This is a genomic window from Thermococcus eurythermalis (assembly GCF_000769655.1).
Taxonomy (GTDB): Archaea; Methanobacteriota_B; Thermococci; order Thermococcales; family Thermococcaceae; genus Thermococcus; species Thermococcus eurythermalis.
Map to the genome: position 1 here is coordinate 326,297 of NZ_CP008887.1, position 26,969 is coordinate 353,265.

Below are 26,969 nucleotides of genomic sequence, written 5' to 3' on the forward strand. Positions count from 1 at the left end.
TCACCCCAGCCCGAGCAGGTGCATGAAGTACCCGGTGTGTCCAGTCATGCTGATGAGCACGGGCAGTACGAGCCCTCCAAGGCAGTAGCTCCTCCTGGTGTTGAAGGCCGCCGCCATCATTCCAATGGCCGTTGAGACGAAGAGCACGACAACTCCCATCGGGCCCGTGAGGAGGTAGGAGATAACTACTAGGACTACTGCCACGATGTACGAGAGCTTCTTGATGTGGAGGACGTTGAAGCTCCTGGCTATGAACTTGGAGAGGTAGTAGGTGAACAGGAAGCTTATTCCCGCGCTGAGCAGTATGACGCCCATGGCGGCAAGGTACTCCGAGTAGCTCTTTGGCGTGTAAACTGAGCTCACGAGCCATGCCGCCGCTCCCCTCGTGAGCCTGAGGTTCGGCAGGAAGAGGAGCGTGAAGGCTCCAACGTAGTAGATGACCCTGTTCACGCCCTGGCTTATGATGAAGGCATCGTCTCCACGCTGGCTCGTCATGTGGCCGGCTACGAGCGCACCCATACCTCCGGTGATTATTGGGTAGACTGCCGCTATGGTTCCACCGAGCGCTCCACCGAAGGTGGCCTTGAGGGCGTTGTATATGCTACTCTCGACCTTGTCCTCTGGGACCTGCTCAAGCATCGGCGGGTTGGAGAGTATGTTGAGGAGAACCCACGACATTCCAAAGAAGCCTATGAACATCGGGGTCAGCCTGGTGTAGGCGCTCGTAGTCGGAAGGAGGTTGGTGTTCATAACGATGAAGCCCAGTATTCCTGAGATGAAGAACACTAGGATTCCGCCGAGTATCTGCCTCCAGGCCAGCCAGAGCCTCTGGAGGGGCGTCTTTCCGCGGTCGCCTTCCTTGGGCCACTCACTCATGAACATGAAGACCACTATGGCGACGAGGAAGTAGGTTATGTAGGGGCTGGTGGCCTGGTAGATTGGAGGTAGAACCTTCGGGAATATGAAGAGCGCCCCCAGCACGAGGACGAGGGTTCCTGCAACTGCACCGATGAGGTAAAGGAGAACCGCCTCATGTCCCCTGCCTAGGAGCAGGTAGCGCTGGGTCGGGAAGAGGAGGAACACCGCGCTCTCGTCGGCGACGCTGAAGTAGACGCTCGATATCGCGCTTACGAAGGCATAGGCCACTATGGCCCCTATGGCGAAGAACGGGAAGGCCTGCACGGGCATGAGCTCGCCGACGCCAAAGACCGCCACGAGGAGGGCCATTATGTTGAATATGTGGAACCCCGGAATCCACGAGATTAGTGAGCCGAACAGCACTCCAGCGAACGACCAAAGTAAAAGGTCGGAGAGGGGAATCATGGCCATCACCTCACCTCGATACAGTCAGTTCTGTAGGGAATGACCTCAACGGTTCCCTTGTACTCCGAGACGTAGCCCGCTACTCTGACCGTCTGGCCCTTCTCGAAGCTCATGTCTCCAGCAACGCTCTTCGGAATGAATACCACCAGCTCGCCGCTTCCGTCGTCTACGGTAAGCTTGATGAAGGAACTGCCCACATAGACGTCCTTAACGGTGCCCTCGACAACGACGGTCTTTCCGAGCAGGTCAAGGGTGACCTTGCCGGTCTTGAGCTCCTCCGCCGGGACTGCCTCAACAACGGTTATGGAGACGACCTTCTTGGCGTCAGCGTCGTAGGTTATCCTGAGGGTGCTTCCGGTTCCAGCTTCCCTCGGGTCTGGGAGGAGCTCTCTCTGGACCGGGAGCTCTGCACTTCCGCTGTCGTCGTGGACTTTCATGAAGTAGCCGTTGTCGTAGCCAAGCTCGTCCCATACCACCGTGAGGTTAACGACTCCGGTGGCACTTGAAAGCTCGGCGACTTTCACTTCTTCCGTTGCGGAGGTCTCCTCAGAGGGGCCCTCGGAAGGTGCCTCTTCCACGATGACCGCGTTGAGGTCGTAGACGACTATCTCCGCCTCACCGTTGTACTCATCAACGTATCCAGCTGCACTGACAATCTGCTCCTCCTTGACGCTGAGGTCGGCTCCACCCGGTATGAAGACCGTTACCTCACCGCTTCCATCGTCCACCTTCAGCTTGAGGTTGCTTCCAACGGTGGCAACCTCGGAAACGGTTCCCTTTACGGCAACGGTCTTGCCCTTCATGGAGAGGTCGACGGCACCCGTGCCGAGCAGTGGCGATGGTTTGGCCTTGATGACCTCAAGCTGGGTTATTCTGCCGGAGAGCGGGTCAGCAACTACCTTAAGGGTGCTTCCGGTACCGGCTTCAAGCGGGTTCGGCAGGAGCGAGCGCTCGGCGAGGAGCGTCGCGCTTCCGGTGGAATCGCTGACTGTCAGGGCGTAGTCCGGCTTCTGGTAGGCAATTGAGTCCCAATTTACAGCCAGGAGGAGCGGTTCAGAGGCGGTCTTCAGGTCGGAGACCGTTCCTTCGACTGATCCGCCCTGCTGGAGCTTTTCAATGGCGAGAGGGTTGAAGACGACAACCTCTGGCTCGCCGCGGTAGATTTCAACGTATCCACCGACCTGCACGATATCGCCAGCAGACGGAACATAGGTCAGCTCATTGGCAGCCGCCCTCGGAACGAAGACCGGCAGGTTACCGATGGTTATCTTGAGGTTGCCGCTGAGGTTTGCCACGTCAGTGACCTTGCCGACGACCGCGACGAGCTGACCCTCCATCTCCGTTGTGACCTCGTCGGGCTTGAGCGGAACCGGGGCCACGGGCACTTCAACCGTGATGTTCTCGCCCTTCACAAGGCTCTCATCAACGACCGTGCCCCTGACAACGACCTGGCTACCGGTACCCGCTTCGAGCGGGTTGAGGTTGAGGAGTGCATCCCTCTGGAGGGAGACTTTAACACCGTCGACGGTGATGTAGTATGTGCCGTCGGAGTACGTTACTCCCTCCAGAGAGCCAGCGAACTCAACGGGCTGACCCTTGTAGTCAGCGAGCTGAGAGGCGCTGACCCTCGGGAGCTCAACGGTCTGGGGCCGGACGGGTTCTCCAAGGGCCCTTATGCCGGCTCCAGTGTAAACAACTATTTCAAGCGCACCGCGGTACTCCTCGAGGTATCCGCCAACCTCAACACCGAGACCGTCCTTGAGCTTGTCAATAGTCTCGTTGGAAATCTCGGCGAGGGTTGCCGACGGAATGAAGACGTCAATCTTTCCAGTTCCGTCGTCAACAACGAGCTTGAGGTTGGAGCCCACCCTGACGACTTCCTCGATGTTGCCCTTCACCGCAACTATCGAGCCAATCATGTCAGAGGTTAGGGTTCCGATGGGCCTGAACTCGGCCTTACCGGGCTTGACGATGCTCAGGTAAGCCGCAACGAGCCTGCCGTCGTCTCCCATCTTTCCGGCAACCTTAATGACGCTCTCGCTCGATACTCTGAACGGGTCGAGGTTTGCGAGAACCTCGCGCGGGGCAATGACCTCAAGGTAGTTCTGACCGTCGGTAAGGGTAATCACGTAGCGGCCGCTCTCGTAGGTTACGCCCGCAAGGGAACCCTCAACGGACATTGCCATTCCTGGATAGCCGTGGGCTTCTCCTATCTGAACGACTGGGGCGTTTTCAATAGACTTTACCGAGACCTGGGAGAGGTCCCTAACGACTATCTCAGGAGATGAACCCTTGTAGAGATAAACTATTCCCGGGGCGTACACAGTGTCGCCAACTTTCACATTGAAGTCATTGAAGACCAGCAGAACCCTTGGGATAAGGACTGCAACCTCAGAGTCGCCCGTGTCCACAGTAAGCAGGTATCCAGAGCTGACGTTTAAGAACTCGGTGACGATGCCCTCAACAGCCACGTAGGTGTTGGCCATATCGGGGGTCAGGGAAGTGACGACCTGAGGGTTCTCGGAGTAGAGCTTCGAGTCGAACTTCAGGCCGTCGAGGTACTGGAGCATCGAGTAGGTGTACGTCTCCCTCACGCGGAGCTGGACTTCTGCAGTCACGTTGTCCCCTGGGAAAGGGATAACGCCCTTTTTCAGCATCTCATCGGCGAGTGGCGAGTATACCCTGACGTCAATTTGACCCGTCCCATCGTCAACCGTGAAAGTTAAGGAAAGCTTTCCGCCCGACTGCGACACGTAGGGAACACTGGCCACTGTGCCGCTAACCCTCACCACCGCGTAGTTCATCATGTAGTTGCCGTAGACGTCGCTTACTTTCACAAGAGGAGCCTGAGCACTCTGAGCGGCGACGAGAAGAATAGCGACGCCGATTACCGACAGGAGAATGGAGATATATTTGAGCCTCGACACGTCGAGCTTCTTCTGTTCTTTCAGCCCGTGGTAGTAGAGCTTTTTCTCACGTTTCTTTTCCGTCATACATGATACCTCCTGGCCATTGATTTGGCAACCCAGTTGATGGATTGTATTTTTAACATTTTCGTGTCAAAATAAGGCAGAGTTGGGCAGTTTTGAGCAAAATAGTACATTACACGTTGGAGAAATAATTAAATACTCTGATTAAAAGTCCACACTGGACAGTGTCAAGACAAGGAAAATCGCGTTAAGAAGAAAAAAGATAACATCAGTTCCCATTCCCCTTGAGTATCTTCTCTACCTCAAAGCCCTCCTCGTACTTCTTGAGCTTGCGCTCGAAGAACTCTATGAAGAGCCTGTAGCGCTTCGCCCTGTGCCTCGGGCTTCCGCGGACGCTGTGGCCGTGGGCGCCGCGCTTGAATATCGCTATGTAGGCTTCCTTGCCCATGTCCTTGAGCACGTTGTAGAACATAAGGCTCTGGTCTAGCGGACAGCGGTAGTCCTCAAGCGAGTGGATTAGGAGTATCGGCGCCTTCACGTTCTGAGCGTAGAACAGCGGGCTGAGCTTCCTGAAGTTCTCGTTCTCTAACGGATTTGGCCCGATGACCTCGACGTCGTACCAGAGCCCTATGTCCGAGAAGGCGTAGCTGGTGAGCCAGTAGCTTATGCCGTTCTCGCTTATTCCTGCCTTGAAGAGGTCGCTCTGAGTCAAGGCCCAGTTGGTCATGAAGCCGCCGTAGCTTATGCCCGTTATTCCAACGCGCTCCCTGTCGGCCTGCGGTTCGAGCTTGAAGAACTCCTCGATGCCGTTCATTATGTCCTCAAAGTCCTCCAAGCCAGTCCTCTCCAGGACGCGGAGCGCGAAGTCTTCGCTATAGCCGTCGCTGCCGCGCGGGTTCACGAAGACGACGTAGTAGCCCTTGCTCGCCATCAGCTGCATCTCGTAGACGAAGCGGTGGCCGTACATCCCCTTCGGCCCGCCGTGGACGAAGACTATCACCGGGGCCTTCTCCTCTTTAACCTCCGGCCTGAGGTACCAGCCGTCTATCTCGAGGTCTTTGCTCTTGAAGCGGAAGTGCCTCGGCTCGAAGGTCTTGAGCTTCCTGAATATCGGCCCGTTGTATTCGGTGACCTGTTTCAGCTCGCCGTCGTAGAGGTAGAGCTCGCCTATCCTCGTGGCGGTCATGATGAGGAGCAATGCTTTGCCATCGCTGACGTCAAGCCCGTAAATCCAGTGGTCGCCGGTAACAACACGCTCGGCCTTCCCGTCCCAGAGCCAGAGGTTTACCCTGCCCGCATCTGGAGTGAGGAAGTAGACCTTTCCTTCCGTGAGCTTGGCTTCCCAGACGTCGAGCGGGCCCTCGTAGATCGGTTTAAGCTCGCCGTCCCAGAGGTACAGCCAGTCGTGCTCGCTGATGAACCGCTTTTCTTTCTTGCCCCTCAGGAGTATTCTCTTTCCGTCGGAGTCAACCGCCTCGAAGGAGACCCTCTCGAAGAGCTTCTCTTCCTCCCCGTCCTTCCATAGGACTATGTCGTAGAACTTGAACAGGGCAGGCTTGCTCCCCTCGCGGTGCGGGACGTTCACAACTATCGCATCGCCGTGCCAGAGGCCACTCGAAAACCTCAGCTTCTCAAACTGTTCGAGTATCTCCTCGCTTTCAGTGTCGAGAACCCAGAATGTGGTCTTCTCCCCGTCGAAGAATCCCATATTGTCGAACCAGACCGGGACGTCGTCGTCAAAGACGAAGTCCTCATCGTCCCTCCTCTTGAAGCCGACAACTAAGAGTCTCCTCGAATCGTCGTTCCACTGCATCGAGCGGACGTTTTTAGTTGAGAGGACTTTCTTGGCGCTCAGGGTCTGGATATCGGCCACCCATATCTCGGTCTCCTTCTTCTCCTCGTTAAAGCGGGTGAAGGCGAGCTTTCTGCCGTCTGGCGAAATCCTCGGTATTGAGGCGTTCTCGATGAAGCGCCTTGAGCCCGTTTCAAGGTCTTCAACAACAACCGTGCTCTCGTACTTGTTGTCCTTCATGTTGGCCTTCGTCAGGGTGTACGCGATTAAGTTTCCCCGTATCCTCGGGTCGCCCAGGTAGGCGAACTTAGAAAAGGTCTCGTGGTTCCATTCGATGCCGGTCATAACGCTATCACCAGGTTTCAATAGACACAGCGGAGTATATAAGCTTAACTTTGATGGACAGCATTGGGCACGGAGAACATTTAAAAAAGAGCCCGCCGATATGATGGGCCAGGTGAGAGACGTGAAGGAGACGAGCGCTATAGCGATAATCTTCTCAACTGGGATAGTCCTCTCACTCCTGCTCAAGAACTACATAGGGATAGCGGTGGCGGCCATTGGAATTCCGGCGTACCTAGCGTACACCGCCCGCGAGCAGAACATCCTCGCGAAGTCGAGGCTCTACGACAGAGACCTCTTTATCATGATTGGAATCTCGGTAGTGGTAATCCTCGTGTTCAACTACTTCCTCGACCCGAGGATTGGGCTCATAGCCCTTGCCGTTGTTGTCCCGCTTCTTGCGGTCTGGGCAGACAGGCTAAAGACCGGAAAGGAGCTCCAGAAGGCGTGAGAGCCGGCCAGTCCTCTTGTATTCCCTCAGCGCTTCTTTAACATTCTCTCGAAAGCCCTCGTCGAGGTCGAACTTTGAGTAGAGCCTCTCGGAAATCGCGTTTTTACCCACGAACAGCATTGAAAAAGTTGACGTGAGGTTGTTGGGCTTCCTCCAGCCTGCCTTCTCGAAGTCTATAATCCACACACGGGCGCCAACTATGATGTGCTTGCCCCCCTGCATCTGGCCGTGGTCGAGGCCGAGCCTGTCGAGGAGGGCAGTCTTTTCGGCTATCTGAAAGAGGTGGCGCTTTTCGATGTCGGCGTAGAGTATAGGCTCGCCCTCGGCGAACTCCCTGACGATGTAGGGGAGTCCCTCAAACGTCCCGGTGAAGAGCAACGGCGGGGTTATTCCAAAAGGCCGTATGGCCTTAAGTATATCGGCCTCCCTGTCGAAGTTGCTCCTCGGGGAGTCTGGTCTCTGGAGCTTTACGATGGCCTTTTTTCCCTTAAACTCTCCCACGAACACGAGGCTCGTCGTCCCCTTGGAGAGCGGCCTAACCCCATCAAACCCAAGTTCACCGAGGCGGGTCAAAAACCGCTCAAGCCTTTTACGACCAATGATGTTCTCGAACGTCATTCTCGATAAGCTTAAATAGGGCGAGGGTTAAATATTTTTGGTGATACCCATGGTGACGGCTTTTATTTTGATGGTTACGGCCGCTGGAAAAGAAAGGGAAGTTATGGAGAAGCTTCTTGCCATGCCCGAGGTTAAGGAGGCCTACGTCGTCTACGGCGAGTACGACCTCGTCGTTAAGGTTGAGACCGACACGCTAAAGGACCTCGACCAGTTCATAACGGAAAAGATAAGGCGCATGCCGGAGATCCAGATGACCTCGACGATGATAGCCATCTGAACCTCCCTTCCGTTATTCCATTCTCTCTTAATATTAGAACGCTTTCGAAGCCCATCCTTCAGAACAGGGCAAAGTTCACGCTCAAAAGCACTATCGTGACGATGGGAACTAAAAATATCACCATTTATTTGAGTATAGAAAATGTAACTTAACCGGTGGGTTTTTACTTTAATTTTTAACTTAAAGTTTACGAAACTTTTTTGAATCCAGAATTATTTGCCCAGAGCTGAAAATCCTTGGAGGTGGTAACATTGAACCGTCAGGGAATTGTTGGAGTGGTATTTCTCTTCCTAGTTCTAACTCTGCCAGGAACCTCCGCCCTTTCCCTGCCTTGGTCAGGGCTTCCGATTTTGGGGACAGAGAGTGGCGCCTATCCAATTCGTCTCGAGAGCGTTGAGCAGAGCGGCAACATCGCGGTCATTACCTGGGACGTCCCACCGAACTGCATCTCCGGCTACTGAACAGTCCTCATCAGCAAAGACAGGAGAACTGTAAAGGAAAGAGTTCATCTTGGCCGTCTCAAGCCGTGGGGCAAGAAGGTTGCCGTTTTCCTGAACGTCAAAGAGCCAGTTTACGTCAAGCTACGCATCACCTCCGGAAATGGCATCTTCATGAGCTCGTGGGTGAGGCTAACCCCCAATCCGTGCCGAGGTTCTTCCCCACCGGCTATACGGCAACCTACCCCGTGCAGAAAGGAGAGATAAAACCGCAGTTCATTCAAATCCCGATCCTCATCGGGGCGATAATCTCAGTGGGTTTTGCGCTCTGGGACGCGTATGACGCGTACAACGTGTGCTCCGACTACGGTGGTGACTCCATAAAGTGTACCGTTGCGGCGGGTTCCGTGTTTGTTTTCAGCCTGGCCATAGAAGGTGATGAGATTGTTAGCGTATTTAGGCACGGTGATGAGCTTGTCGAGGTTCCTGGGAGGTTGTACAGTACGCTAAAGCGCCTCGACATTGTTGAGGAGATTGACCAAGGGCTTCAAAAGGCCAGGTTCGTAAATGAGAGGTTCGCCCACATCTTTGACGACATCGTCAAGCACGGCGATGATGCCGCTAAGGCCCTCGACGACCTTGTCAGGGCGGGCGTTTCAAAGGAGGCAGTTGAGGAGGCCGTTAAGCACGGAGCAACGATAAAGGGAGTGAAGGAAGGGATTGAGAGGTTTGCAAAATCAACATCATCCATAAAGAACTCTCATGGATACACTATCGTCATAGAGAGAGGCAACGAGAGATATGGCCTGATCCACGGCTGGTTAAGGCACGTGCATGGCTACGAGATGGACTATAAGCGGGAGACATCGTTCTTTCCGATGGGACAGGAAATAGTGTACTACGTGAACGGCCAGAGGAAAGTTATGAAACTTCCCAAGACAATCCAGTCTCCGGAGGAACTGTACAATGAGATTGTACGACTAACAAGGCAATATAAGGACCTACTGAGGCCCAACATGGAATCTCGCCCAGGTACAATTATTTTAACCAAGCCGTCTAATCTCCCAGGAATAACTGAAATAACCGTAGTCTTTAAGAGAAGAGGAAGCACATATAAGCTCATTACATTCTGGCCAGATAGTGGAAGTGCAGTATGGGTATACAAGAACGGTAAGTGGATACGCCGTCCATGAGGTGATTCCGATGCCCTTCCAGGAGTTCAAATTTGCTGGAAAGCACCTGAAGGTAGAAATCGGACCACCTCCCCACGGGCTCTTGCCCGAGTGCTTCTTTGGCTTTTTTTCAGTTATTACTGTTGATGGCGAGCCATTGTTTGGCGAGGTTATTGGGGGCCACATAGAATATGATGAGTGCGGTCTTGAGATAGCTATCGAGCTCATGCAGGCTATTCTCTGTCTGTTAAGCCCCAGGATGTCCCTTAATCCACACTGTGCAAAATGTCTCAACCCACCCGCAGAGAGGAAATGTGAACACTTCCTCTCCAGACGTAAGGAAATCCCTGATGCGGCTTACTGTGCAAGAATCGGTCGTAATTATTATTTATTCACCATCGAAAACGGAATGTTTGTTGTGTATTATAAGATAAATGAACACCGGGCAGTTGGAGACATTGAAGTCTTTGTTCCAGTTGAGAAAGTTCTCCGGCTTTCATTTAGGGAATTCGCTGAGGACATAATAGATATGGCAGAAAACTTCTGGAACTACTTACTTTCAAACTTGGAGGACATTAACAGTTTCCTAGTATCGTCTGGATGCGAGGAGTGGATGATTACGGAAAAAGAACTCGGAAAATACAAAAGTCTTCTCACGACTCTAAAATCTATCTACTCGGAAAAGACAAATTTGAGGTGAGAGCATGGAGCTGCAACTAAGGGGCAGGTTCTTTGAAATTGTTGTAAATCTGCCTGAAACTGGGGTAAATTGCAGGTATCCATTCAAAATTTCATTAAGAATGGGGGGAATTCAAGTTACTCCCCACCGAGGAGTTTCCGGAGATGTGTTTGGGCTATTTAGAGACCTTGTTAGGCTGAGCATCTGTCTCCTTGAGGAAGAAAACTGTGAGGAAGTTAAAGAGGATTCCTTCCTCTTCTGGAGGGACATTGCTATTGAGGCGGGCTTTTATAAAGCGGATGAAATTCCAATAGAGGACGTTGTTGCGGGAAAAATAAGGACATATTCAGCCAGCTTAATGCTCCAGGACTGCATCTTTTCCTTCAGGTCGGAGGAGGAGACTTTAAGAATACACTTCAAGTGTGGGGATTTCAATCTTGGCAGTGTAGATGTGCCAATTAAAGAGTTCGTTCTTGAAGTTCTCAAGCTCTCCAGAATGTTTTTGCGGTTTTTAGAGGGGAATTTAGACCATATAAATGAGCACTTAAAAAAGAAAGGGTGCAAATGGCCATTTACTATAACAAAAGGTGAATTGCTTGGATTGAAGAGAGATGTAGGATATCTCAAGGAACTCCTGCGTGGAAAATACTTGGAGGAAGTTGATATTGGGTCAATTGAGGAAACTACCTAAAATGAAAATGAAAGAGAACCGAGAGGAGCGGACTGCTCCATGCATTCCTCAGACACGTTTGGGGGTACGAGATGGAGAAGAAACCAGTTACCACTTTCTGGCCGATGGGTCAGAAGATTGTCGTGAACGGTCAGGCGAAGCAGCTGCCTAAGGTATTCAGGGACGAGCGTGAACTCAGAGAGTTCCTTGATGAAGTACTGGAGAGGGCGCTTAAGAAAGAAAAGTACGCGAAGAAGTTCAAGGAGGGTAGTGTTACCTTAACTGTCGAACTCTCGGACGTTGGCATTTACAAGCAAGGCATAACATCAGTAGAGTTTGCATTCGAATACAAAAACGGTGTCTACTACCTGAAGACAGCATATCCTAAGAAGGGCTGGGCTGTTGAGACGTATATTCCTGGCAGGGGCGGCTGGCAGTGAGGTGCTAGGAATGTGGGTCACAATGAAGGGAAAGCACTTGGAGTTGCGGTATGAGATTGGGTACTTCGAGGACGTAGAAGTGTGGAATCCCTTCCACCTTCTAATTTTTATTGACGGCCACATGCTAGTAGGATACGCGTTCAAAAAATACAACTGCAAGATAATGGGAGAGGGAGGGGATCCCTACAGTTTCTTCGGGGATATGTTAAACTGTTGTGATTTTATGCTTGACGATGAAGGGAAGTATTTGGAGGGGGAATTATATTGGTGATCTCAGAGAGGAGGCAAGGGAGCTTGGGTTTGTTGTTAAGGATTCGACGAAGCTTTACTGGTCGCATCTTGGGGCGGATTATTCGAGGGCGATTCTTGAGCTTGATGGTGAGCTTTTGAAAGTCCATTATTACAATGACTTGCTCAGTTACACCGACTGCCCCGAGTTTGAAGGCAAGCATAAGGGCACTGTTGTCGTTCCCTTCAATGAGTTCGTTGAAGATGTGCTAAAAATGGCCAGAGAGTACATTGAGAAGTGGTTCCCAGTAGATGTTAAAATCAGGTTTGATGTGGATGATGACTTCACTCCGGAGGATTATGAGCGGAGAAAAAAACGCATGAAAGAGTTCATTAAATACGTTGAAAAACTTTATCAGAAAAAGGCGAAATGAGACTGGCTTCAATTCAGCTTTAGCTTTGAGGATGGGAAGTTCGTCCTGAAGACGGCGTATCCAGAGAAGGGTAGTGCTGTGTGGGAGTACAACAGATACCTCGGATGGAGGGTGAAAAAATGATTGAGTATTTTGATTTGCGGGGAAGGCACGTGTTTGTAAGAGTCTGGACAGAGTACGTGCCTTCCCCAGACCCCTTCACTTTAGTTTTTATCATCGACAACAATATTATCACCGGAATATGCTGGAACGGAGAACTCGAAGGAGCTGAGGCTGACGTTTACAGGTTTTTTGAGAGTTTGTTAACTGCTTGTTATTACTTTTTACAGCTGGAACATCCACACGTTCAAAAGATAACCAAATACAGCAGGGAGGAGGCGGAGAAAGAGGGGTTTCAATTGAAAGATGAAATCGTAGTGTATCAAGTGCCTGAAAGATCGAGCATTTACTACTTCTGCTCCACCAAGAACACAGTGAGAGTATACTACCACAATGAACTCCTTGAAGCCACGAATTGCCCAGAATACAAGGGCAAGCACAAGGGTGTTGTTGAAGTTCCTCTCAAAGAGTTCGTTGAGGATGTTTTGAAAATCAGCAGGGAGTACTTGGAGAAGTACGCTTCAGTCATCGAGAAAATCAGGCTTGAGCACGGGGAAGAGCCAGATGATTATGGGTTCCTCCAAGAGTTTTATCGTGAAGTGAAGGAACTGTACCATAAAAAATTCCAGTCTAGTCCATATAGCCATAGGTATCCTCAAGACTAACAAAACAGTATTGCTATAGAATCTGGAGGATGAGAGATATGAAGGAAAATAACCCCTAGGGGAAAGCATATCTCACTGAAAAGTACTTCAAAAAAGCTTTGGATTCAGTTCTTCTTTATTATTGACGGCAATCTAACCACTGGAACATGCTGGATTAAAGAAAAGCTATATCCAATCAAGGAAACCAGTTGCTGAAGAGCGCGCGGTTGACTGTCTGGCCCCATATACCACACAATAAAAAAATTTGAAAACAAAAAGCTACTGAACCATCTTTAGGAAGATTTCTTCTAAGCTTGGTTCTTTGACTTGCATGGTGAGTATCTTCGCCCCCTGACCTGCAACAAAGTCGTGAATCTCCTCCCTAACGTCCCTCGACGCAACGACACGGTACTTGTTCTCCCCAAGCGGGGCAACGCTCCACTCCACGGAACCCCAGTCCACCGGTTTGTTCGTCTCAATGATGATGGTGTAACCTGCCTTCCTCAGGAACTCGCGCTTGATGTTCTCGATACTATCCTTCAAGCGGAGTTTACCCTTGACAATCACCCCAACCGTGTCGCAAACCTCCTCCACGTGCGCGAGAATGTGGCTGGAGAAGAACACCGTCTTCCCAGCCTTCCTCTGCTCCCTGATAATCTCCTTGAACTCGGCTATTCCTTTCGGATCCAGCCCGGTCATCGGCTCGTCAAGAATGAGAAGCTCCGGGTCGTTGATGAGCGCCTGGGCAAGGAGAAGCCTCTGACGCATTCCCTTGGAGAACTTACCGACCTTCCTGTTCCTGACCTCCTTCAAACCAACCAGGTCGAGGAGTTCACCTATGCGCTTCTCCTTCTCGGCCCTGGGAATCCCGAAGGCGTCGGCAATAACGTCAAGAGTCTGCTCGGGAGTTAGAAAATCCCAGAGCGTGGCGTGCTCCGGCATGTAACCGACCCTCGCTTTAGCCTTGACGAGCCTGCCCTCATCAAACCTGCCGTCCCTGAAGACTTCCTCGCCAAACAATTCAATCCTCCCCTCCTGAGGGAAGATGAGGCCGAGGGTGCTGAGAATCGTCGTGCTCTTCCCGGCACCGTTGGGTCCAAGGAAGCCGTAAACTTGACCTGGCTTAACCTCAAGGTTAAGACCGTCCAAAGCCCTAACGTCCTTATAGACCTTGACAAGGTTCTCAACCCTCAACATCGCCCTCACCTCAAGTCCATTCTTCTGAACCTGAAGAGGGTAAGTCCCAGGTAAACCGGGACAAGGCCAGCCATCAAGGCCGTTTGAGCGGGATTGTCAGCTATGGCTCTCTTGACCCCGATATACTCAACCGTATACGTGCCGTCGTCGTTGAAGGTGGTCCTGTCTATGTCCGTGAACACGTCGAGCATGAGAACCTGGGGGGCGTAGAAGAGGTACCGCAGGTGGTACTCCCGATAAAGCTCGTCCAGGCGCTCGCGGTAGGCCATTTTCTCCCCCTGCGAAAGCTTGTCGAAGTCCTTCCAGTCCTCAATTCCGAACTCCTCCTTCGCCTTATCCTCCGCGAAGCCGTCCACCACCTGGGGCATGACGAGCCCTGTAACGAAGAACATAACAAGGGCCAGCCCCAAGGCGGTGTTGGAGGAGCGGATAAGGGTAGAAATCAGCAGGCCGAGAGCCAACAGCTGGAGCATGGCAAGGAGGATTAGCAGGTTCGAGAGGATTAAATCCCCCACGAGGGAAGCCGTGAGGGAGAGGCCGTAGTACTTCGTTATCGCGAAGGAGAGCAGAGTAGCAAAGACCATCGCCACGACTATGCTGACCGTCTGGCCGAGGAACTTGCCGAGCAGGTATGAAACCCTCCCCAGTGGCTTGCTGAGTGACACCCTCACCGTTCCGTCCTCAAGGTCCGAGTTCACGGCAGTTGCCCCCGCCATGAGGGCGTAGAGGCCGATGAAGAGGAACGCACTGACCGCTATGTAACCCACGACGCTCGTGACGAGCACTTCCTGCGGGTTCGTGGCACCTTCAAGGTTGTCCCGCACTTCCCTGAAGGCCATGGCGTAGATTAGCAGAATCAAAACCAGTATCAGCCAGAACTTCTTCGTCCTTAGACTTTTCTTCAGCTCAAGCTCGAACCCCCACATTCTATCACCTCAGGTCGGCTTTTCTGAATGCGAGCCACGAGATGGTTAAGTAGACAAGCGTCGGGACGACCAGCATAGCCAGATTGCCAGGATAGCTTAGAACCTCCGATACCGATTTGGGCGGAAGGCCCCTACTCGGAGAGACGGCCATCGCAAGCACGGTGTAGTGCAGGTTAGGACTCGGCACGGGGAGGGAGTTTTTGGCCAGAGCATCGTGGAAGGAATCCCCTACCGAAGTTGAGGCCGCGGTGATGGAGATTGGAACGGCGAAGCCCAGCAGGAAGGCCAGAACCAGCGAGGAGAAAAGCGCCTTCCTGCCCCTCATGAAGACCGAGAGCAAATAGCCGAGGGCCAGGTACTGGACGAGCGAGAGAAATAGTAGAAAGCCAAAGGCAAGACCAAGTTCGAGGGTTCTATCCGAAGGGGAGCCAAGACGCATGGCGTAGGCAACGATGAAAGCGACGTAGAGACTAGCGCCAATCAACACCGCCAGAAGGTCGCTCAGGAGCGTCCCGAGGAAAAAGTCCCTCCTCCTCAACGGCTTGCTCAGCAGAACTCTAACAGTGCCGTTCTCGATGGCCGAGCCTATCGAGACCGCACCAAGGGGAATAACAACGAAGGGCAGGAACACGCCACCCAAAGTCGAAATTAAGGCGTTCAAAACGCCGGTAGGGCCGTAAAGGGAGTGGTACTTATCGAGGGTAGCCTTGTTTAAGAAGGCCATCAAGACCGTCAGGGCGACGAAAGCCATGAAGCGTTTGCTCTGAAGGCTCAGCCCGAGGAAAACGCCGTAGAGCCCGCGTGGAGAGAAGGAAAAACGGGGGGCCGAGAACGATTCAGAAGCCCTCAGCTCCCTCCTCCGGAAGGCCTCCATTCCCGCGAGCTCCACGTTCCCCCGCTTGGCAAAATCCTCAACGGCCTTGCTTATACTGCCAACCGCCGAGAGTGTAAAGTTGAAACCGAGGCTTACAAAGAGAAACGCCAGGAATACAATAGCAACCCTTTTCTTTTCGTGCCTGAGCTTTCTAAGGGTTACTTTTAACTTCATGAACCTCACCGTCCCTGAGGATTATTAAAACGTCGGCGAACTCGAAAAACTCCCTCTCGTGAGTTGAAGCTATAACAGTAACGCCCTCTTTCTCGTTTATTTCCCTCAGCAGACGCCAGATTCTCATCTTGTTCTCCCAGTCTAAATTGGCAGTCGGCTCATCCGCAAAGAGGTATCTCGGCTTATTAGCTAAAGCCCTCGCGATTGCAATCCTCTGCATTTCTCCACCGCTCATGTGTTCGGGCAGTTTGTCCGCTAAGTGCTCCGCGTTGACCAGCTTCAACAGCTCCCTAGCTCTCTCTTCAGGATTTTTAATCTTCTTGGAGTATTTCATCGGAAGCAAAACGTTCTCCAGTCCCGTCAGGTACGGCACCAGGTAGAAGAACTGAAAGATTATCCCGAAGTTCTCCAGGCGATAGCGCCTAAGCTCCTTTTCCTTCATTTCCGTGATGTCCCTTCCATCAATGAGAACCCTGCCTTTGGTGGGCTTGTCAATGCCCGTCAGGATGTTGAGCAAAGTCGTTTTCCCGCTCCCAGAAGCCCCCGCTATAATGTAGAACTTCCCGTCCTCAAAGGTCAGGTTTATGCCCCGGAGTGCCCTAACTTTTCCGAATTCGTAAACCTTTTCGATATTATGAGCCTCAATCATTTTTATCACCTTAGACGTGACTGAGAGTGCCCCCCATCACCGCAACCTGGATTAGAAGGCCTATCAGGTAGCTGACCACGTCCCAGCGGTAACTGAAAAAGACCTCCCTCTGAATGTTGAAGAACTCGCGGACTATTCCAACACCGTCCCTCATTCCCACCAGAAGAAGTCAGCAGAAAGAACTTAAAAGAATATCGGAGGTATAGGCTCACTTGTTCATCATCAGCCTTATCCTCTCGGCGGCGTCCTTGGCCTTGTCCGAGATGTTGCTGAGGGTCCTCGCGATGTTGAGGATACACAGACCGGTTCCCCAGTCAAGCCTGTCCGAGTTCTCGAAGACGAGCCTCATCAGCTTCGTGTCGAGGCCGTCGATTTTGCTCTCAACCTCCTCAATGGCGCGAATCAGTTCATATTCCCTCGCTATTTCCTGTTCTGCAAAACCGCTCTCTATCACCCTGTCCATCTGCACTATGGCCTCGTAAACGAGCTTCGCCGCCTTGATGCTCTCAGTACCCATCTGGAGGACTACATCTTTTATTTCTTCGGGAATACCGCAGGGGCTCTTGACGAGGAGCCACTTGGCCGTGTCCTCGGCAGAATCGGCGACCTTGTCCTGCATGTGGAGGTATATGAGGACGTCCTCCCTAGCGACGGCCATCATGAGCTTTGAGCTCAAGGTGTCGCGGATTTCCTCCTTTATCCTGTCGGCGACGTCCTCAAGCCTGTCCACCTCGACGGCAAGCCTCTCCATCTCCTCCGTTTTCCCGTCGTGCCAGGCCTGGAGGGCCTTCTCAAGAGTTTCAACCGTCTGAATGACCACTTCCGCGTGCTTTATCAGGGGCTTGAACGGGCTCTTTGCGAAGAGCTTAGTCCACACCTGCATGGTATCACCCCACGATCATCAGGAGTTTGAAAATGGCCGCGCTTATCAGCCCAGCGACCGGGACGGTAACGAACCAGGAAATTATTATGTCCCTAACGATGTCTTTATTTATTGCCTTTACTCCCCTCGCAAGGCCTATTCCTATGACAGCTCCAACGACGGTGTGCGTCGTCGAAATCGGCATTCCGAGCCAGCTCGCGATGAGGACGACGGTTGCCGCTGAAAAATCTATAGTGAAGCCGCGGGTGTTCGTCAGTTCTGTTATCTTCTTGCCAACGGTCTCCATGACGCGGTAGCCGTATGTGGCGACGCCGACCGCTATGCCGAGACCACCGAGGGCCAAAATCCACCTCGGCACGGGCACCTTCATTCCGGCCAGCCCCATCGTGGCAACGGCGTAAACGGCCGCAACAGGGCCGATGGCGTTTGCGACGTCGTTGGCACCGTGCGCGAGGGCAACGTAGGCGGAGGTAATCACCTGTGCTTTCCTGAATATTGCCTCGACGCCAATGAACGGGTCACTGCTCGGGAAGCGGAGCCTTATCAGAAGGTAGGTCATTGCAAACACGACTACTCCCAGAGGAATGCCATACAGCAGAACTCCGGTCTTGAGGTCGTTTCCATGGAGAACCTTAAGATAGAACATAGTTCCGATCACGACAAACGCCATACCAATCCAGAAAGGCGACCATATCCGAGCACTCCTAACGGGGTCTCTCGTCTCGAAGATGCTCTTCGTGAACATCTTGAATATTAAATATGCCATTACGGCACCGACTATGGGCGAGAGAATCCAGCTGAGGACGACCTGGCCCATTTTGCCCCAGTTGACTATCTCAGTACCGGCGTAAACTATTCCATAGCCTGCTATTCCGCCTATGATGGAGTGTGTTGTCGAGACGGGCAGGCCAAACTTGGTGGCTATGATGAGCCAGATGGTCGCGGCCAGGAGCGCTGCCACGGAGCCATATATGAGGACGTTCGGGTCAGTTATCATAGACGGGTCGAGGATGCCCTTCCTAACCGTCTCGGTAACGCTCTTTCCAAAGAAATAGGCGCCAGCGAACTCAAGGACGCCGGCTATCACAACAGCCTGCTTCGGGGTTATAGCCTTTGCACCCACGGCCGTGCTCATCGAGTTAGCGGCGTCGTTCGCACCTATCGCCCAGGCCATCGCGAATCCAAGGGCAATCGTTATCAGCAACCAAGGGTCCATCAATCACCACCGGACTGGGCTGAGCACCCTACAATAAATATCTTGCCGCAGTAGAATATAGCCAGCTAAAGGTCTCTATATAGATGCAAATAGAAAAGAGAGAAGTCACTCGGAGACCTCAACGGGCTCAACGGTAATGTTCCCATCGGCCCCCATTCCCAACCTGACGTAGTGGTAGAAGCCTCCCTCATCATGCTTAGCGTAGAGGGGAGCCCCTCCTCCACCGGTTATGACGAAGTGGACGCCGTCATAGGTTCCGTTCCAGAAGATGTGGATGTGGCTGAAGATTCCGAACGCGTTGTACTCCCCCATCAGTGCAAGCAGTTCCTTGGCGCTTTCCTCGTCCATCGCGTGGTCGTGGCTATGCCTCGGGTCGTAGGGCGGGGCATGCATAACTATTACAGGCCTCTCACCACGCTCCTTAGCTATTTCAAGCTGTTCTTTGAGCCAGGCAAGCTGCTCCTCGGTGAGGCGGTAGCCGTTGTCTACGTTGTTGGCAAAGATGTAGCGGTAGCCCCCGAAGCTGAAGGCGTAGTCGGTCGGGCCGAAGTAGTAGTGGAAGATGCTGACGCCTTCTCCCTGATACTCGTGGTTTCCAACCGCTATAAAGACCGGCTTGTTCCAGCGCCAGACCTTCATGAGCTCGGCCCACTGGTAGATTGTTCCGGAGTAAACGAGGTCTCCGCCGTCTATGACAAAGGCCCCGTCCTCTTTGTTAATCTCTTCCATAATCTTGAGGAAGACTTCAGGGGGCTTTTCCCCGCTTCCCGGCCTGTGGTCTCCGAATGCGAGGACTTTGTAGCCAGAGACGTCCTTTGCAACTATGGAGAAGCCCGGCTCGTCAGTGGTGAACTTTATGGTAGTGTTGTCAACGACCTTCGTTCCCTCCGGAAGAACCATGAGCTTGGGGTTGACGTTTTCGAGGACGTAGGTGAGCGGGACGCCTTTCGGGTTCTCAATCTTAACGGTGACGTTGAAGCCGAGGGCCCTTAAGTAAATCGTCGTGCCGTTTACGAGCCTTATGAAACCACCGCTGACGGTGACGTTCTCACCCTTAACGACGCGCCAGTAGTAGTTGAAGGGCTCGTCGAAGAGGAGCTGGTGGAGTTCGTAGTACTCGTCATCGTCCGGGAACCCGTTAAAGTTCACGTCGCCGAGCTCCTTGAGGAGGACTCCCTCAAAGGACTTCGAGCGCACCACTGCGTTGCGGTCAACGGAAAGCGTTCCGTCTTTGAGGCCCTTCAGGAAGTAGAGCGACGCGCCTACCCCGGCCCTGCTCGTTCCCGTGATGACCATCATTGAGCCATTTTCGGAGTTCATGACAGCCACCACACCGAGCCAGGGGCCTGGTAGGTGGGTCCCCTGCTTGTAGGCGATGTAGCCAAAGGGCTCAAGCTCCTGAACCTGGAGTGATTTCCCGAAGAGGAGCCTCGACTTAATCGCGTCTCCGGGGGAGAGAACGGCTATTCCGCTCCCCTCAAAGGCAGAGAACGGCTCGACCTTTGCGTCCGGGAAGTAGTGCTTCACGAGGTCGGCGTAGCCGTCGCTGACGTAGAAGGTCTCGTTGAAGAATTTCCACCAGGCTCCAACAACCTTTCCAGTGGGATGCTGGGAGAAATCGATTCCAGCTACCGTTGAGGTTGAAGTCGTTGAGCCCTCGTCAGAGCCAGAACCAAGGCACCCGGCCGATAAGACAACAAGGATTAACACAAGCCCAAGCAACCGCTTCATACAACCACCATTAAAAACGCGCCGGCGAACCTTAAAAGCGTGAAGGTTTAAATAGGACGCTCCCCAAGAACTAAGCGGTGATACCATGTTCGTAGGCCACTACCAGGACGTCCCCGAGAAGGACACCGGTTTTGAGGGCGTAACGATAAGGTGGCTCGTTTCTCCGAAGCTCGGCGCCAAGAACTTCGCGATGCGCTACTTCGTCCTCAAGGAGGGCGCCGAAATCCCGATACACCAGCACGACTGGGAGCATGAAATCTTTATCGTTAAGGGAGAGGGCATAATAACCAACGGGAAGGAGGAGTACCACGTTAAGGAGGGCAACTTCCTCTACGTCCCGCCCAACGAGCCCCACGGCTACAAGGCCCTGAGCGACACCCTGGAGTTCCTCTGCCTCATCCCCGCCAAGAAGGAGGCCATCCCAGAAGACGAGTGGTGATTCTTCTCATTCTCCGAGCCATTCCCTGTTCTTCTTTATTAACAAAAGGCAAAAGAAAACTTATTCAAGAGCGCCAAGCAGGTATGTCGCGGTGGCGCGGGTGACCTTCGCCTTCACGAGCTCACCAGCCTCTCCTGAGTCGAGTATTACCTCCTTGTAGTTGAACGTCCTGCCCTCGACTCCGCCCTTTTCGCCCGGCCCGTGGACGAGGACTTCGACGGTCTTTCCGATGTAGGCCTCGTTTATCTCGTGGGCTATCTGGAGGCGGAGCCTGTGGAGGAGCCTTGAGCGCTCCTTGGCCTTCCAGCCCGGTATCTGCTTCCACCTCGCCGCTATCGTGCCGGGCCTTGCAGAATAGCGGGAGACGTTTACCTTGTCGGGCCTCACGCGCTTGATGAGCTCGACCGTGTTCTGGAAGGCCTCGTCTGTCTCCCCGGGGAATCCGACGATTATGTCAGTGTTGAGGTTCAGCCCGGGAACTTTCTTCCTGAACTCGCTGACTATCTCCTCGAACTCCTCCACCGTGTAGGTCCTGCCCATCTTCCTCAAAACTTCGTTGTCCCCGCTCTGGACTGGAAGATGGAGGAACTTGTAGACCTTTTCGTCCTGATAAGCCTCAATGAGCTCGTCGAGGAACTCGAGGACATGGTTGGGATTCATCATGCCGACCCTGACGCGGAAGTCACCTTCAATGGCCGTTATCTCATCGAGGAGCTTTGCCAAATTAGTTCCAATGTCAAAGCCATAACAGCCGGTGTCCTCGCTGGAAAGCTGTATCTCCTTATAACCTCTCGCCAGAGCTTCCTTTACCCACTTGACGACTAGCTCGGGTTTGTAGCTCTTGAGGACTCCCCTGGCGAAGCGTGTCGCACAGTAGGTGCAGGCGTTGAGACAGCCCTCACTTATCGGCACAACGAAGGCCACGCCGGACTTCCAGAGGCGCGGGAGCTCAAGCTTGTCGGGATTTCTCTCGCGCCAGCCCTCGACGCTCACGAGCTTTCCGCCATGCTCCGCGGTTTCAACGGCTTCAGCTATCCTGTCTATGCTCTTGACCCCGAGGATTCCGGAAACGCGAGGGTCTATGACGTCCGGATTGACGTGGACGAGACAGCCGGTGACTATGACCTTCTTTCCAGAGTCGAGGAGCTCCCTTATGCGCCTCGCCATCTTGACCTCTGTCGGGTCTTTCACGGCGCAGGTGTTCACAACGACGTAGTCCGCACTCTCAGGAGTCTCGGCTAGCTCGTAGCCCGCACTGAGGAGGAGCGCTTCCATTATCTCGCCGTCTGCCTTGTTCCTCGTGCACCCGTAGCTCTCGACGTGAACCCTGACCATCGGGCCAGGCTGGGCCGAGGTGTTTAAAAAGGGTGCGGTTCAGAAGTGGGAAATTGCATCAGCAAAGACGTGTCATAAGCTTCACTATAAGATAAGAAGTAGAAGAGGAAAAAGCCATCACTCGATGACCGAGGCGAAAGCGAACTTCCTCTTGACGGAGTTAATCACAATCTCAACTTCGTCCCCGACCTGGGTGTTCGGGACGAATATAACGAAGCCCTGAATCTTGGCGATTCCATCGCCGCCCTTTCCAAGGCTCTCGATCTTGACAGTGTAGCGCTCTCCAACCTTAACCGGGGCTTCGCTCCCGTAGTCCCTTCCATATCCACCAAATCTATCTCCGTACATACACAACACAACCTTTCCATTTTCGGAACCTTCTCGAAAGACTCCGAGAAGAGTCCCATTGGGGAGTTAGCTGGAGGGTATATAAAGGTTTGCATTGAGAGCCGGCATCATTCTGGCCAACAGGTATTTCACGGATTCATAATGAACATCAGACCGTAAGTTCTCCACATGCAAAGCAAGGACCGAGAACAAACTCAAACGCTTCGTTGAAAACCCCTGGTTCAGTAAAAGCGGTTCAAAAAACGCCTTTTAACCTCAATAATGGAAAGTCAAGTGTACAGAAAAAGGATTTGACAAAAATAAGAACGATTTAGACCTTTCACACTGCTCCCTTTTTAAATTTCAGCGGCTTTGACGTATGCTTTCAAGGCACTCTGAAATTAGTTAAATAAATCTGCTTTAATTAATAAAAAAAAGAAAACAAATTCGTGTTTAGTAAATTCCGTAATATTTTTATGCTTTTGTTTACCTTATTGGTTAAAATAATCAGAACTTTACAGAACGTATTGTTAGAAACTGTTGGTTGTACATTTCTGGTTGTAAAAAGGCTTTTATCCTGCCCAAAGTATCTATGAATGAACACATTTGGAGGAATGTACAATGTTGTGGGAGTCCCAGATCCCCGTAAACCAGGTGTTTGAACTCCGTTGCAGGGCCCTGACATACTTCGGCGTGGGGGCCATCAACAGGTTCTACGACATAGCCAAGAACCTTAAGGAAAACCGCGGCATAACCAAGGTCATTCTCGTTACCGGAAGAAGCTCGTACAAGAAGTGTGGCGCCTGGGACGTTGTGAAGCCGGCCCTTGAGGAATACGGCATTGAGTACGTTCACTACGACAAGGTCGGCCCGAACCCAACCGTTGACATGGTCGACGAAGCCGCCCAGCTCGGTAGGGAATTCGGGGCACAGGCCGTCATTGGCATCGGTGGTGGAAGTCCGATTGACACCGCCAAGGGCGTTGCAATTCTGCTTGAGTACACCAACAAGACCGCCAGGGACCTTTACGAACTTAAGTTTACCCCGATGAAAGCGAAGCCCATCATAGCGATAAACACAACCCACGGAACCGGAACCGAGGTTGACAGGTTCGCAGTGGCTTCGATTCCAGAGAAGGAGTACAAACCGGCCATAGCCTACGACTGTATCTACCCGCTCTACTCGATTGATGACCCTGCCCTCATGACCAAGCTCCCAGCCGACCAGACGCGCTACGTAACCATTGATGCTCTCAACCACATTACTGAGGCAGCCACCACCAAGGTCGCCAGCCCGTACTCGATACTCCTTGCCCAGGAAACGGCAAGGCTGATATTCGACTACCTGCCTGAAGCTCTGAACCACCCGGACAACCTGCAGGCCAGGTACTACCTGCTCTACGCCTCCGCAATTGCGGGGATAAGCTTCGACAACGGCCTGCTCCACCTGACTCACGCCCTCGAGCACCCGCTCAGCGCAGTAAAGCCGGAGCTTCCACACGGACTCGGTCTCGCCATGCTTCTGCCAGCGGTTATCAAGCACATCTATCCCGCCACCGCCAGGATACTCGCCGAGGTTTACAGGCCTCTCGTCCCAGAAGCCAAGGGGGTTCCAGGGGAAGCCGAACTCGTGGCGAAGAAGGTTGAGGAGTGGCTCTTCAACATCGGTATAACCGAGAAGCTCACCGACGTTGGATTCAGCGAGGAGGACGTTGACAAGCTCACCGAGCTGGCTATGACGACGCCAAGCCTAGACCTGCTTCTTTCGCTCGCCCCCATTGAGGCCACCAAAGAGAGAATCGCGGCCATATACAGGGACTCACTGTACCCACTGAACAGATGATACCGCAGGTGATACCCCTTATTCTTTTTTCTTCGTGCAAAGCCCGAACTTCTGCAATATCATATCCCGTTCTAAACCTTTAGTTCAAAAAACGCTTTTATCGTGCGTTTCGAATTCAAAAACAGAGTGAGAAGAGGAGGTGAGCGCTTTGGGCGAAGTAACCCTCGACAAGGTGTGCAGGATTGCAGGTGAGGCCAAGCTCATCCTGTACGAGGAAGACGGAATCGTTCAGGACGCCCTCTTCATAGCGACTGCCCCTGTGAGGGGCTTCGAGAAGATGGTGATCGGAAAGAACCCCCTCTTCGCAGTCGAAGCGGTCATGAGGATATGCGGCCTCTGCCACGCCTCCCACGGCATAGCGGCTAGTGAGGCCATAGAGCACGCCATAGGCGTTACTCCCCCGAGGAATGGAAGGCTCATGCGGGAAGCCCTCGGCCTGATAAACAGGGCCCAGAGCCATGCACTGCTCTTCCTGATGGTCGCGGGCGACTTGATTAAGGAAGAGAAGAGGAACGAAGTGCTCTTCAAACTCATGGACTTCCACGCGAAGATTAGCGACTACCTGCTAAAGCTCGGTGGCGCTGCGACACACCCACCGAACCTGACGATAGGCGGCATGCTCTCAGTTCCGAAGTGGAGCGTTTTCAACAACCTGAAGGCAAGGTTCAACGACCTCGTGACAAGCTGGGAGAGAATCGAAGAACTTTTGGTTGACGAGGACATTCAGACGGAAATTGCAGAGGAGCTCAGAGAGGCCAAAAGGCCGTTCAAGTACCTTACAAGCGGCTTTTTCTACGGGGACAGGTACAACATCGAGTGGGAAAAGGTCTCAAGTGTTCCGTACTATGAGTTGCGGAAGGAGGAAGCAGCAAAGGAATCAACGACGCTCGTTTCATTCTACGACGGCGAGAAAGTTGAGACGGGGCCGAGGGCGAGGATGGTCACCTACCGTGAGTTCAAGGACGAGTCCCTCTACGGCCTGCACCTCGCGAGAATCGAGGACACGAGACTGGCCATCCAGAGGCTCGGCGAAATCCTTGACGAGATAAGAATGGAGGAGCCCTTCAGGGCTGGTGACATAACGTTCAGGCCGGGGAAGGGCGTTGGAGTTTACGAAGCTCCAAGAGGGACGCTCATCCACTACGTCGAGCTCGGGGAGGAGGGAAGGGTTCTGAAGTCAAGGATAGTCGTCCCGACGATGTTCAACATCCCCGTTATGGAGGAGATGGCGAAGGGTCTGAGCGTTAAAGCCGCTGAGGCAGTTATGAGGCTCTACGACCCGTGCATACCCTGCACAACCCACGTCGTGAGGATGAGGTGATGAGTATGGAGAAGCTCAAAGTTCTTCACGTGGACTTCGGCGGGTGTGAGGGGTGCAACGTCAGCATAATCAGGGCGTATCCAAAGCTGATGAACGAGGTAGAGCTCGACATATCCTACCTCCGCGACGGTCCATGCAAGTACGATGAGTACGACGTCGCTTTGATAACCGGTGGGGCCTGCATGAACGAGCCGAGGGTTCTCGAGGAGCTGAAGGAAATAAGGGAGAAGGCCAGGGTCGTTGTCGCCTTCGGCTCGTGCGCGGCACTCGGCGGAATATTGCGCTTCTGCCGCGGAGGCCAGGAGCCGAGGCCCGACCACAGGAACTTCCAGCCGATAAACAGCGTAATAACAGTTGACTACTCCATCCCAGGCTGTCCCCCAACACCGCAGATGCTCCAGTCGTTCTTCAAGTTCTTCATGGCTGGGAACGAAGCTAGGCTCAAGCTGTTCAAGGTAACCGCCGGCCTGAAGAAGCTGAGCGGGTTTGACCTCATCGACGACATAGTCCTGACGGGCCTCTGCATAGGCTGTGGCGCCTGCGAGCTTTCGTGTCCAACCGGCGCGATAAAGCTTGTGGATAAAAGACCGACCTTAATCCAGGAGAGGTGTATCCGTTGTGGAACCTGTTACATCCGCTGTCCGCGTGCGTCCCAGTTAATGTGCCTCGGGGGTGAAAAAACATGATGCCCGTTAGTGAAAGCCTTCTCGGGCAGTTTTATGGGGTTTACCTCGCCCGGGCGAAGGACGAGGAAATACTCAAGAGGAAGGTCGCGAGCGGTGGAGCGGTAACGGCGCTCCTCTGCTACGCCCTCGACAAGGAGCTCGTTGATGGAGTTGTGACTTCAAAGAGGGTGAAGGGGTTCGAGGGCAGGGCTATTGTCGCCCGCAACAAGGACGAACTGCTCGATGCAGCAGGAAACAGCTGGAGCATTGTCCCATTTGCGGCAAGGATAAAGGCTAAGATTGAAGAGGAGGACCTCAAAGAAGTCGCGGTAGTCTGCCTCCCCTGCCAGGCGCAGTTCTTCGGACAGATGAGGGACTTCCCGATACTCGAGACGGACTTCGGCAACAGGATTAAGTACATAATCAGCCTGTTCTGCATGGGCACGTTTGCATTCGAAGCCTTCCTGAACTACCTGCGCGTCAAGTATGGGGTTAGAGCTGAGGAGATAGAGGACATAAGGCTCTCAAGAGAATCCCTCGAAATCCACAGGGAAACGGGGGTTCTCGAGATACCGCTCAAGGAAGCATACTCCTACCTCCAGACTGGCTGTCTGGTGTGCACCGATTACACGGGGCTGTGGAGCGACATCTCGGCTGGGTTCGTCGAAAGCGAGCCGGGCTGGACTGTTCTGATAACGAGGAATGCCCGCGGAGAGGAGCTCGTCAGGAGGGCAGAAAAGGAGGGATACATAGAACTTCGCGACGGTTCTTACGTCCTTGGAGACGTTCTAAAGAGGGCAAGGGAGAAGGTCGCCAGGGCTCAGAGAAACATGGCACATCTGTTCTGACTCCTA

General features: G+C 53.0%; 29 protein-coding genes. 15 read left to right on the forward strand and 14 right to left on the reverse strand.

Translation table 11 applies throughout. The features are described from left to right. From TEU_RS01785 to TEU_RS01795, 3 genes are all read right to left on the reverse strand, one after another. Nucleotides 1-1,323 carry a tripartite tricarboxylate transporter permease gene (locus TEU_RS01785; protein ID WP_050003908.1) on the reverse strand — a complete coding sequence of 441 codons (1,323 nt, stop codon included), beginning with the start codon at nt 1,321-1,323 and terminating at the stop codon, nt 1-3. Nucleotides 1,324-1,328: 5 nt separating this feature from the next. Then, nucleotides 1,329-4,316: an OB-fold nucleic acid binding domain-containing protein gene (locus TEU_RS01790; protein ID WP_050002158.1), complete on the reverse strand. Its 2,988-nt coding sequence runs from the start codon at nt 4,314-4,316 to the stop codon at nt 1,329-1,331. Nucleotides 4,317-4,521: 205 nt separating this feature from the next. Continuing rightward, nucleotides 4,522-6,390, reverse strand: coding sequence for an alpha/beta hydrolase family protein (locus tag TEU_RS01795; RefSeq protein WP_050002159.1), 1,869 nt, complete (start codon nt 6,388-6,390; stop codon nt 4,522-4,524). A 121-nt stretch (nt 6,391-6,511) separates the two neighbouring features. Between TEU_RS01795 and TEU_RS01800 the strand changes: the two genes are divergently transcribed. Beyond that, nucleotides 6,512-6,838, forward strand: a complete 327-nt coding sequence (locus TEU_RS01800) for a hypothetical protein (RefSeq protein ID WP_050002160.1) — start codon at nt 6,512-6,514, stop codon at nt 6,836-6,838. On the opposite strand, the gene TEU_RS01805 is transcribed toward TEU_RS01800, so the two are convergent. Then, nucleotides 6,806-7,456, reverse strand: coding sequence for a serine/threonine protein kinase (locus tag TEU_RS01805; RefSeq protein WP_050002161.1), 651 nt, complete (start codon nt 7,454-7,456; stop codon nt 6,806-6,808). The genes TEU_RS01800 and TEU_RS01805 overlap by 33 nt on opposite strands. A gap of 49 nt (nt 7,457-7,505) precedes the next feature. Between TEU_RS01805 and TEU_RS01810 the strand changes: the two genes are divergently transcribed. The 9 genes from TEU_RS01810 (at nt 7,506) to TEU_RS01850 (ending at nt 12,557) form a co-directional block, all read left to right on the forward strand. Further along, on the forward strand, nt 7,506-7,733 hold the full coding sequence (locus TEU_RS01810) for an Lrp/AsnC family transcriptional regulator (RefSeq protein ID WP_014122803.1): 228 nt from the start codon (nt 7,506-7,508) through the stop codon (nt 7,731-7,733). Between the two features lie 251 nt (nt 7,734-7,984). Then, on the forward strand, nt 7,985-8,194 hold the full coding sequence (locus tag TEU_RS01815) for a hypothetical protein (RefSeq protein ID WP_050002162.1): 210 nt from the start codon (nt 7,985-7,987) through the stop codon (nt 8,192-8,194). Between the two features lie 158 nt (nt 8,195-8,352). Then, the gene (locus tag TEU_RS01820; protein WP_144244791.1) at nt 8,353-9,363 is read left to right on the forward strand and encodes a hypothetical protein; all 1,011 of its coding nucleotides are present in this window, start codon (nt 8,353-8,355) and stop codon (nt 9,361-9,363) included. 10 nt (nt 9,364-9,373) lie between these two features. Then, complete coding sequence (locus tag TEU_RS01825) at nt 9,374-10,042, forward strand: hypothetical protein (RefSeq protein WP_050002164.1); 669 nt, start codon at nt 9,374-9,376, stop codon at nt 10,040-10,042. A gap of 4 nt (nt 10,043-10,046) precedes the next feature. Further along, nucleotides 10,047-10,712, forward strand: coding sequence for a hypothetical protein (locus TEU_RS01830; protein ID WP_050002165.1), 666 nt, complete (start codon nt 10,047-10,049; stop codon nt 10,710-10,712). A gap of 71 nt (nt 10,713-10,783) precedes the next feature. Beyond that, on the forward strand, nt 10,784-11,131 hold the full coding sequence (locus tag TEU_RS01835; RefSeq protein ID WP_227738744.1) for a hypothetical protein: 348 nt from the start codon (nt 10,784-10,786) through the stop codon (nt 11,129-11,131). A gap of 10 nt (nt 11,132-11,141) precedes the next feature. Next, nucleotides 11,142-11,402 carry a hypothetical protein gene (locus TEU_RS01840; protein ID WP_050002166.1) on the forward strand — a complete coding sequence of 87 codons (261 nt, stop codon included), beginning with the start codon at nt 11,142-11,144 and terminating at the stop codon, nt 11,400-11,402. Continuing rightward, a complete protein-coding gene (locus TEU_RS01845; protein ID WP_050002167.1) occupies nt 11,365-11,793 on the forward strand; it encodes a hypothetical protein in 429 nt (142 codons plus the stop codon). Before TEU_RS01840 ends, TEU_RS01845 begins: the two co-directional genes overlap by 38 nt. Before the next feature lie 119 nt (nt 11,794-11,912). Next, nucleotides 11,913-12,557: a hypothetical protein gene (locus tag TEU_RS01850; protein WP_050002168.1), complete on the forward strand. Its 645-nt coding sequence runs from the start codon at nt 11,913-11,915 to the stop codon at nt 12,555-12,557. A gap of 258 nt (nt 12,558-12,815) precedes the next feature. Here TEU_RS01850 and TEU_RS01855 read toward each other — a convergent pair whose 3' ends face one another. The 8 genes from TEU_RS01855 to TEU_RS01885 form a co-directional block, all read right to left on the reverse strand. Beyond that, nucleotides 12,816-13,733 (reverse strand): ABC transporter ATP-binding protein, encoded by a 918-nt coding sequence (locus TEU_RS01855; protein WP_050002169.1) that lies wholly within the window; start codon nt 13,731-13,733, stop codon nt 12,816-12,818. A gap of 5 nt (nt 13,734-13,738) precedes the next feature. Further along, nucleotides 13,739-14,659: an ABC transporter permease subunit gene (locus TEU_RS01860; RefSeq protein ID WP_050002170.1), complete on the reverse strand. Its 921-nt coding sequence runs from the start codon at nt 14,657-14,659 to the stop codon at nt 13,739-13,741. A 4-nt stretch (nt 14,660-14,663) separates the two neighbouring features. Then, nucleotides 14,664-15,707: an ABC transporter permease subunit gene (locus tag TEU_RS01865; RefSeq protein ID WP_081947183.1), complete on the reverse strand. Its 1,044-nt coding sequence runs from the start codon at nt 15,705-15,707 to the stop codon at nt 14,664-14,666. Further along, nucleotides 15,685-16,356: an ABC transporter ATP-binding protein gene (locus TEU_RS01870; RefSeq protein WP_050002171.1), complete on the reverse strand. Its 672-nt coding sequence runs from the start codon at nt 16,354-16,356 to the stop codon at nt 15,685-15,687. Before TEU_RS01870 ends, TEU_RS01865 begins: the two co-directional genes overlap by 23 nt. 10 nt (nt 16,357-16,366) lie before the next feature. Further along, nucleotides 16,367-16,516 (reverse strand): hypothetical protein, encoded by a 150-nt coding sequence (locus TEU_RS11585; protein WP_174412690.1) that lies wholly within the window; start codon nt 16,514-16,516, stop codon nt 16,367-16,369. 48 nt (nt 16,517-16,564) lie between these two features. Then, complete coding sequence (locus tag TEU_RS01875) at nt 16,565-17,239, reverse strand: TIGR00153 family protein (RefSeq protein WP_050002172.1); 675 nt, start codon at nt 17,237-17,239, stop codon at nt 16,565-16,567. Nucleotides 17,240-17,243: 4 nt separating this feature from the next. After that, the gene (locus TEU_RS01880) at nt 17,244-18,455 is read right to left on the reverse strand and encodes an inorganic phosphate transporter (protein ID WP_050002173.1); all 1,212 of its coding nucleotides are present in this window, start codon (nt 18,453-18,455) and stop codon (nt 17,244-17,246) included. Nucleotides 18,456-18,560: 105 nt separating this feature from the next. Continuing rightward, nucleotides 18,561-20,186, reverse strand: coding sequence for a metallophosphoesterase family protein (locus TEU_RS01885; protein WP_050002174.1), 1,626 nt, complete (start codon nt 20,184-20,186; stop codon nt 18,561-18,563). An 85-nt stretch (nt 20,187-20,271) separates the two neighbouring features. Between TEU_RS01885 and TEU_RS01890 the strand changes: the two genes are divergently transcribed. Continuing rightward, nucleotides 20,272-20,625, forward strand: a complete 354-nt coding sequence (locus tag TEU_RS01890) for a cupin domain-containing protein (protein WP_050002175.1) — start codon at nt 20,272-20,274, stop codon at nt 20,623-20,625. Between the two features lie 60 nt (nt 20,626-20,685). Here the strand turns inward: TEU_RS01890 and TEU_RS01895 are convergent, their stop codons facing one another. Further along, nucleotides 20,686-21,960 (reverse strand): tRNA (N(6)-L-threonylcarbamoyladenosine(37)-C(2))-methylthiotransferase, encoded by a 1,275-nt coding sequence (locus tag TEU_RS01895; protein ID WP_050002176.1) that lies wholly within the window; start codon nt 21,958-21,960, stop codon nt 20,686-20,688. Nucleotides 21,961-22,077: 117 nt separating this feature from the next. Further along, a complete protein-coding gene (locus TEU_RS01900; RefSeq protein ID WP_050002177.1) occupies nt 22,078-22,308 on the reverse strand; it encodes a TRAM domain-containing protein in 231 nt (76 codons plus the stop codon). Nucleotides 22,309-22,908: 600 nt separating this feature from the next. On the opposite strand from TEU_RS01900, the gene TEU_RS01905 reads away from it, so the two are divergent. The 4 genes from TEU_RS01905 (at nt 22,909) to TEU_RS01920 (ending at nt 26,963) form a co-directional block, all read left to right on the forward strand. After that, nucleotides 22,909-24,129 (forward strand): iron-containing alcohol dehydrogenase, encoded by a 1,221-nt coding sequence (locus TEU_RS01905; RefSeq protein ID WP_227738745.1) that lies wholly within the window; start codon nt 22,909-22,911, stop codon nt 24,127-24,129. Between the two features lie 139 nt (nt 24,130-24,268). Beyond that, nucleotides 24,269-25,450 carry a nickel-dependent hydrogenase large subunit gene (locus TEU_RS01910; protein WP_227738746.1) on the forward strand — a complete coding sequence of 394 codons (1,182 nt, stop codon included), beginning with the start codon at nt 24,269-24,271 and terminating at the stop codon, nt 25,448-25,450. Beyond that, nucleotides 25,450-26,136, forward strand: a complete 687-nt coding sequence (locus TEU_RS01915; RefSeq protein WP_227738747.1) for an NADH-quinone oxidoreductase subunit B family protein — start codon at nt 25,450-25,452, stop codon at nt 26,134-26,136. Before TEU_RS01910 ends, TEU_RS01915 begins: the two co-directional genes overlap by 1 nt. Further along, nucleotides 26,133-26,963, forward strand: a complete 831-nt coding sequence (locus TEU_RS01920) for a Coenzyme F420 hydrogenase/dehydrogenase, beta subunit C-terminal domain (RefSeq protein WP_050002180.1) — start codon at nt 26,133-26,135, stop codon at nt 26,961-26,963. The genes TEU_RS01915 and TEU_RS01920 overlap by 4 nt, the downstream gene beginning before the upstream one ends. Nucleotides 26,964-26,969 lie beyond the last annotated feature (6 nt).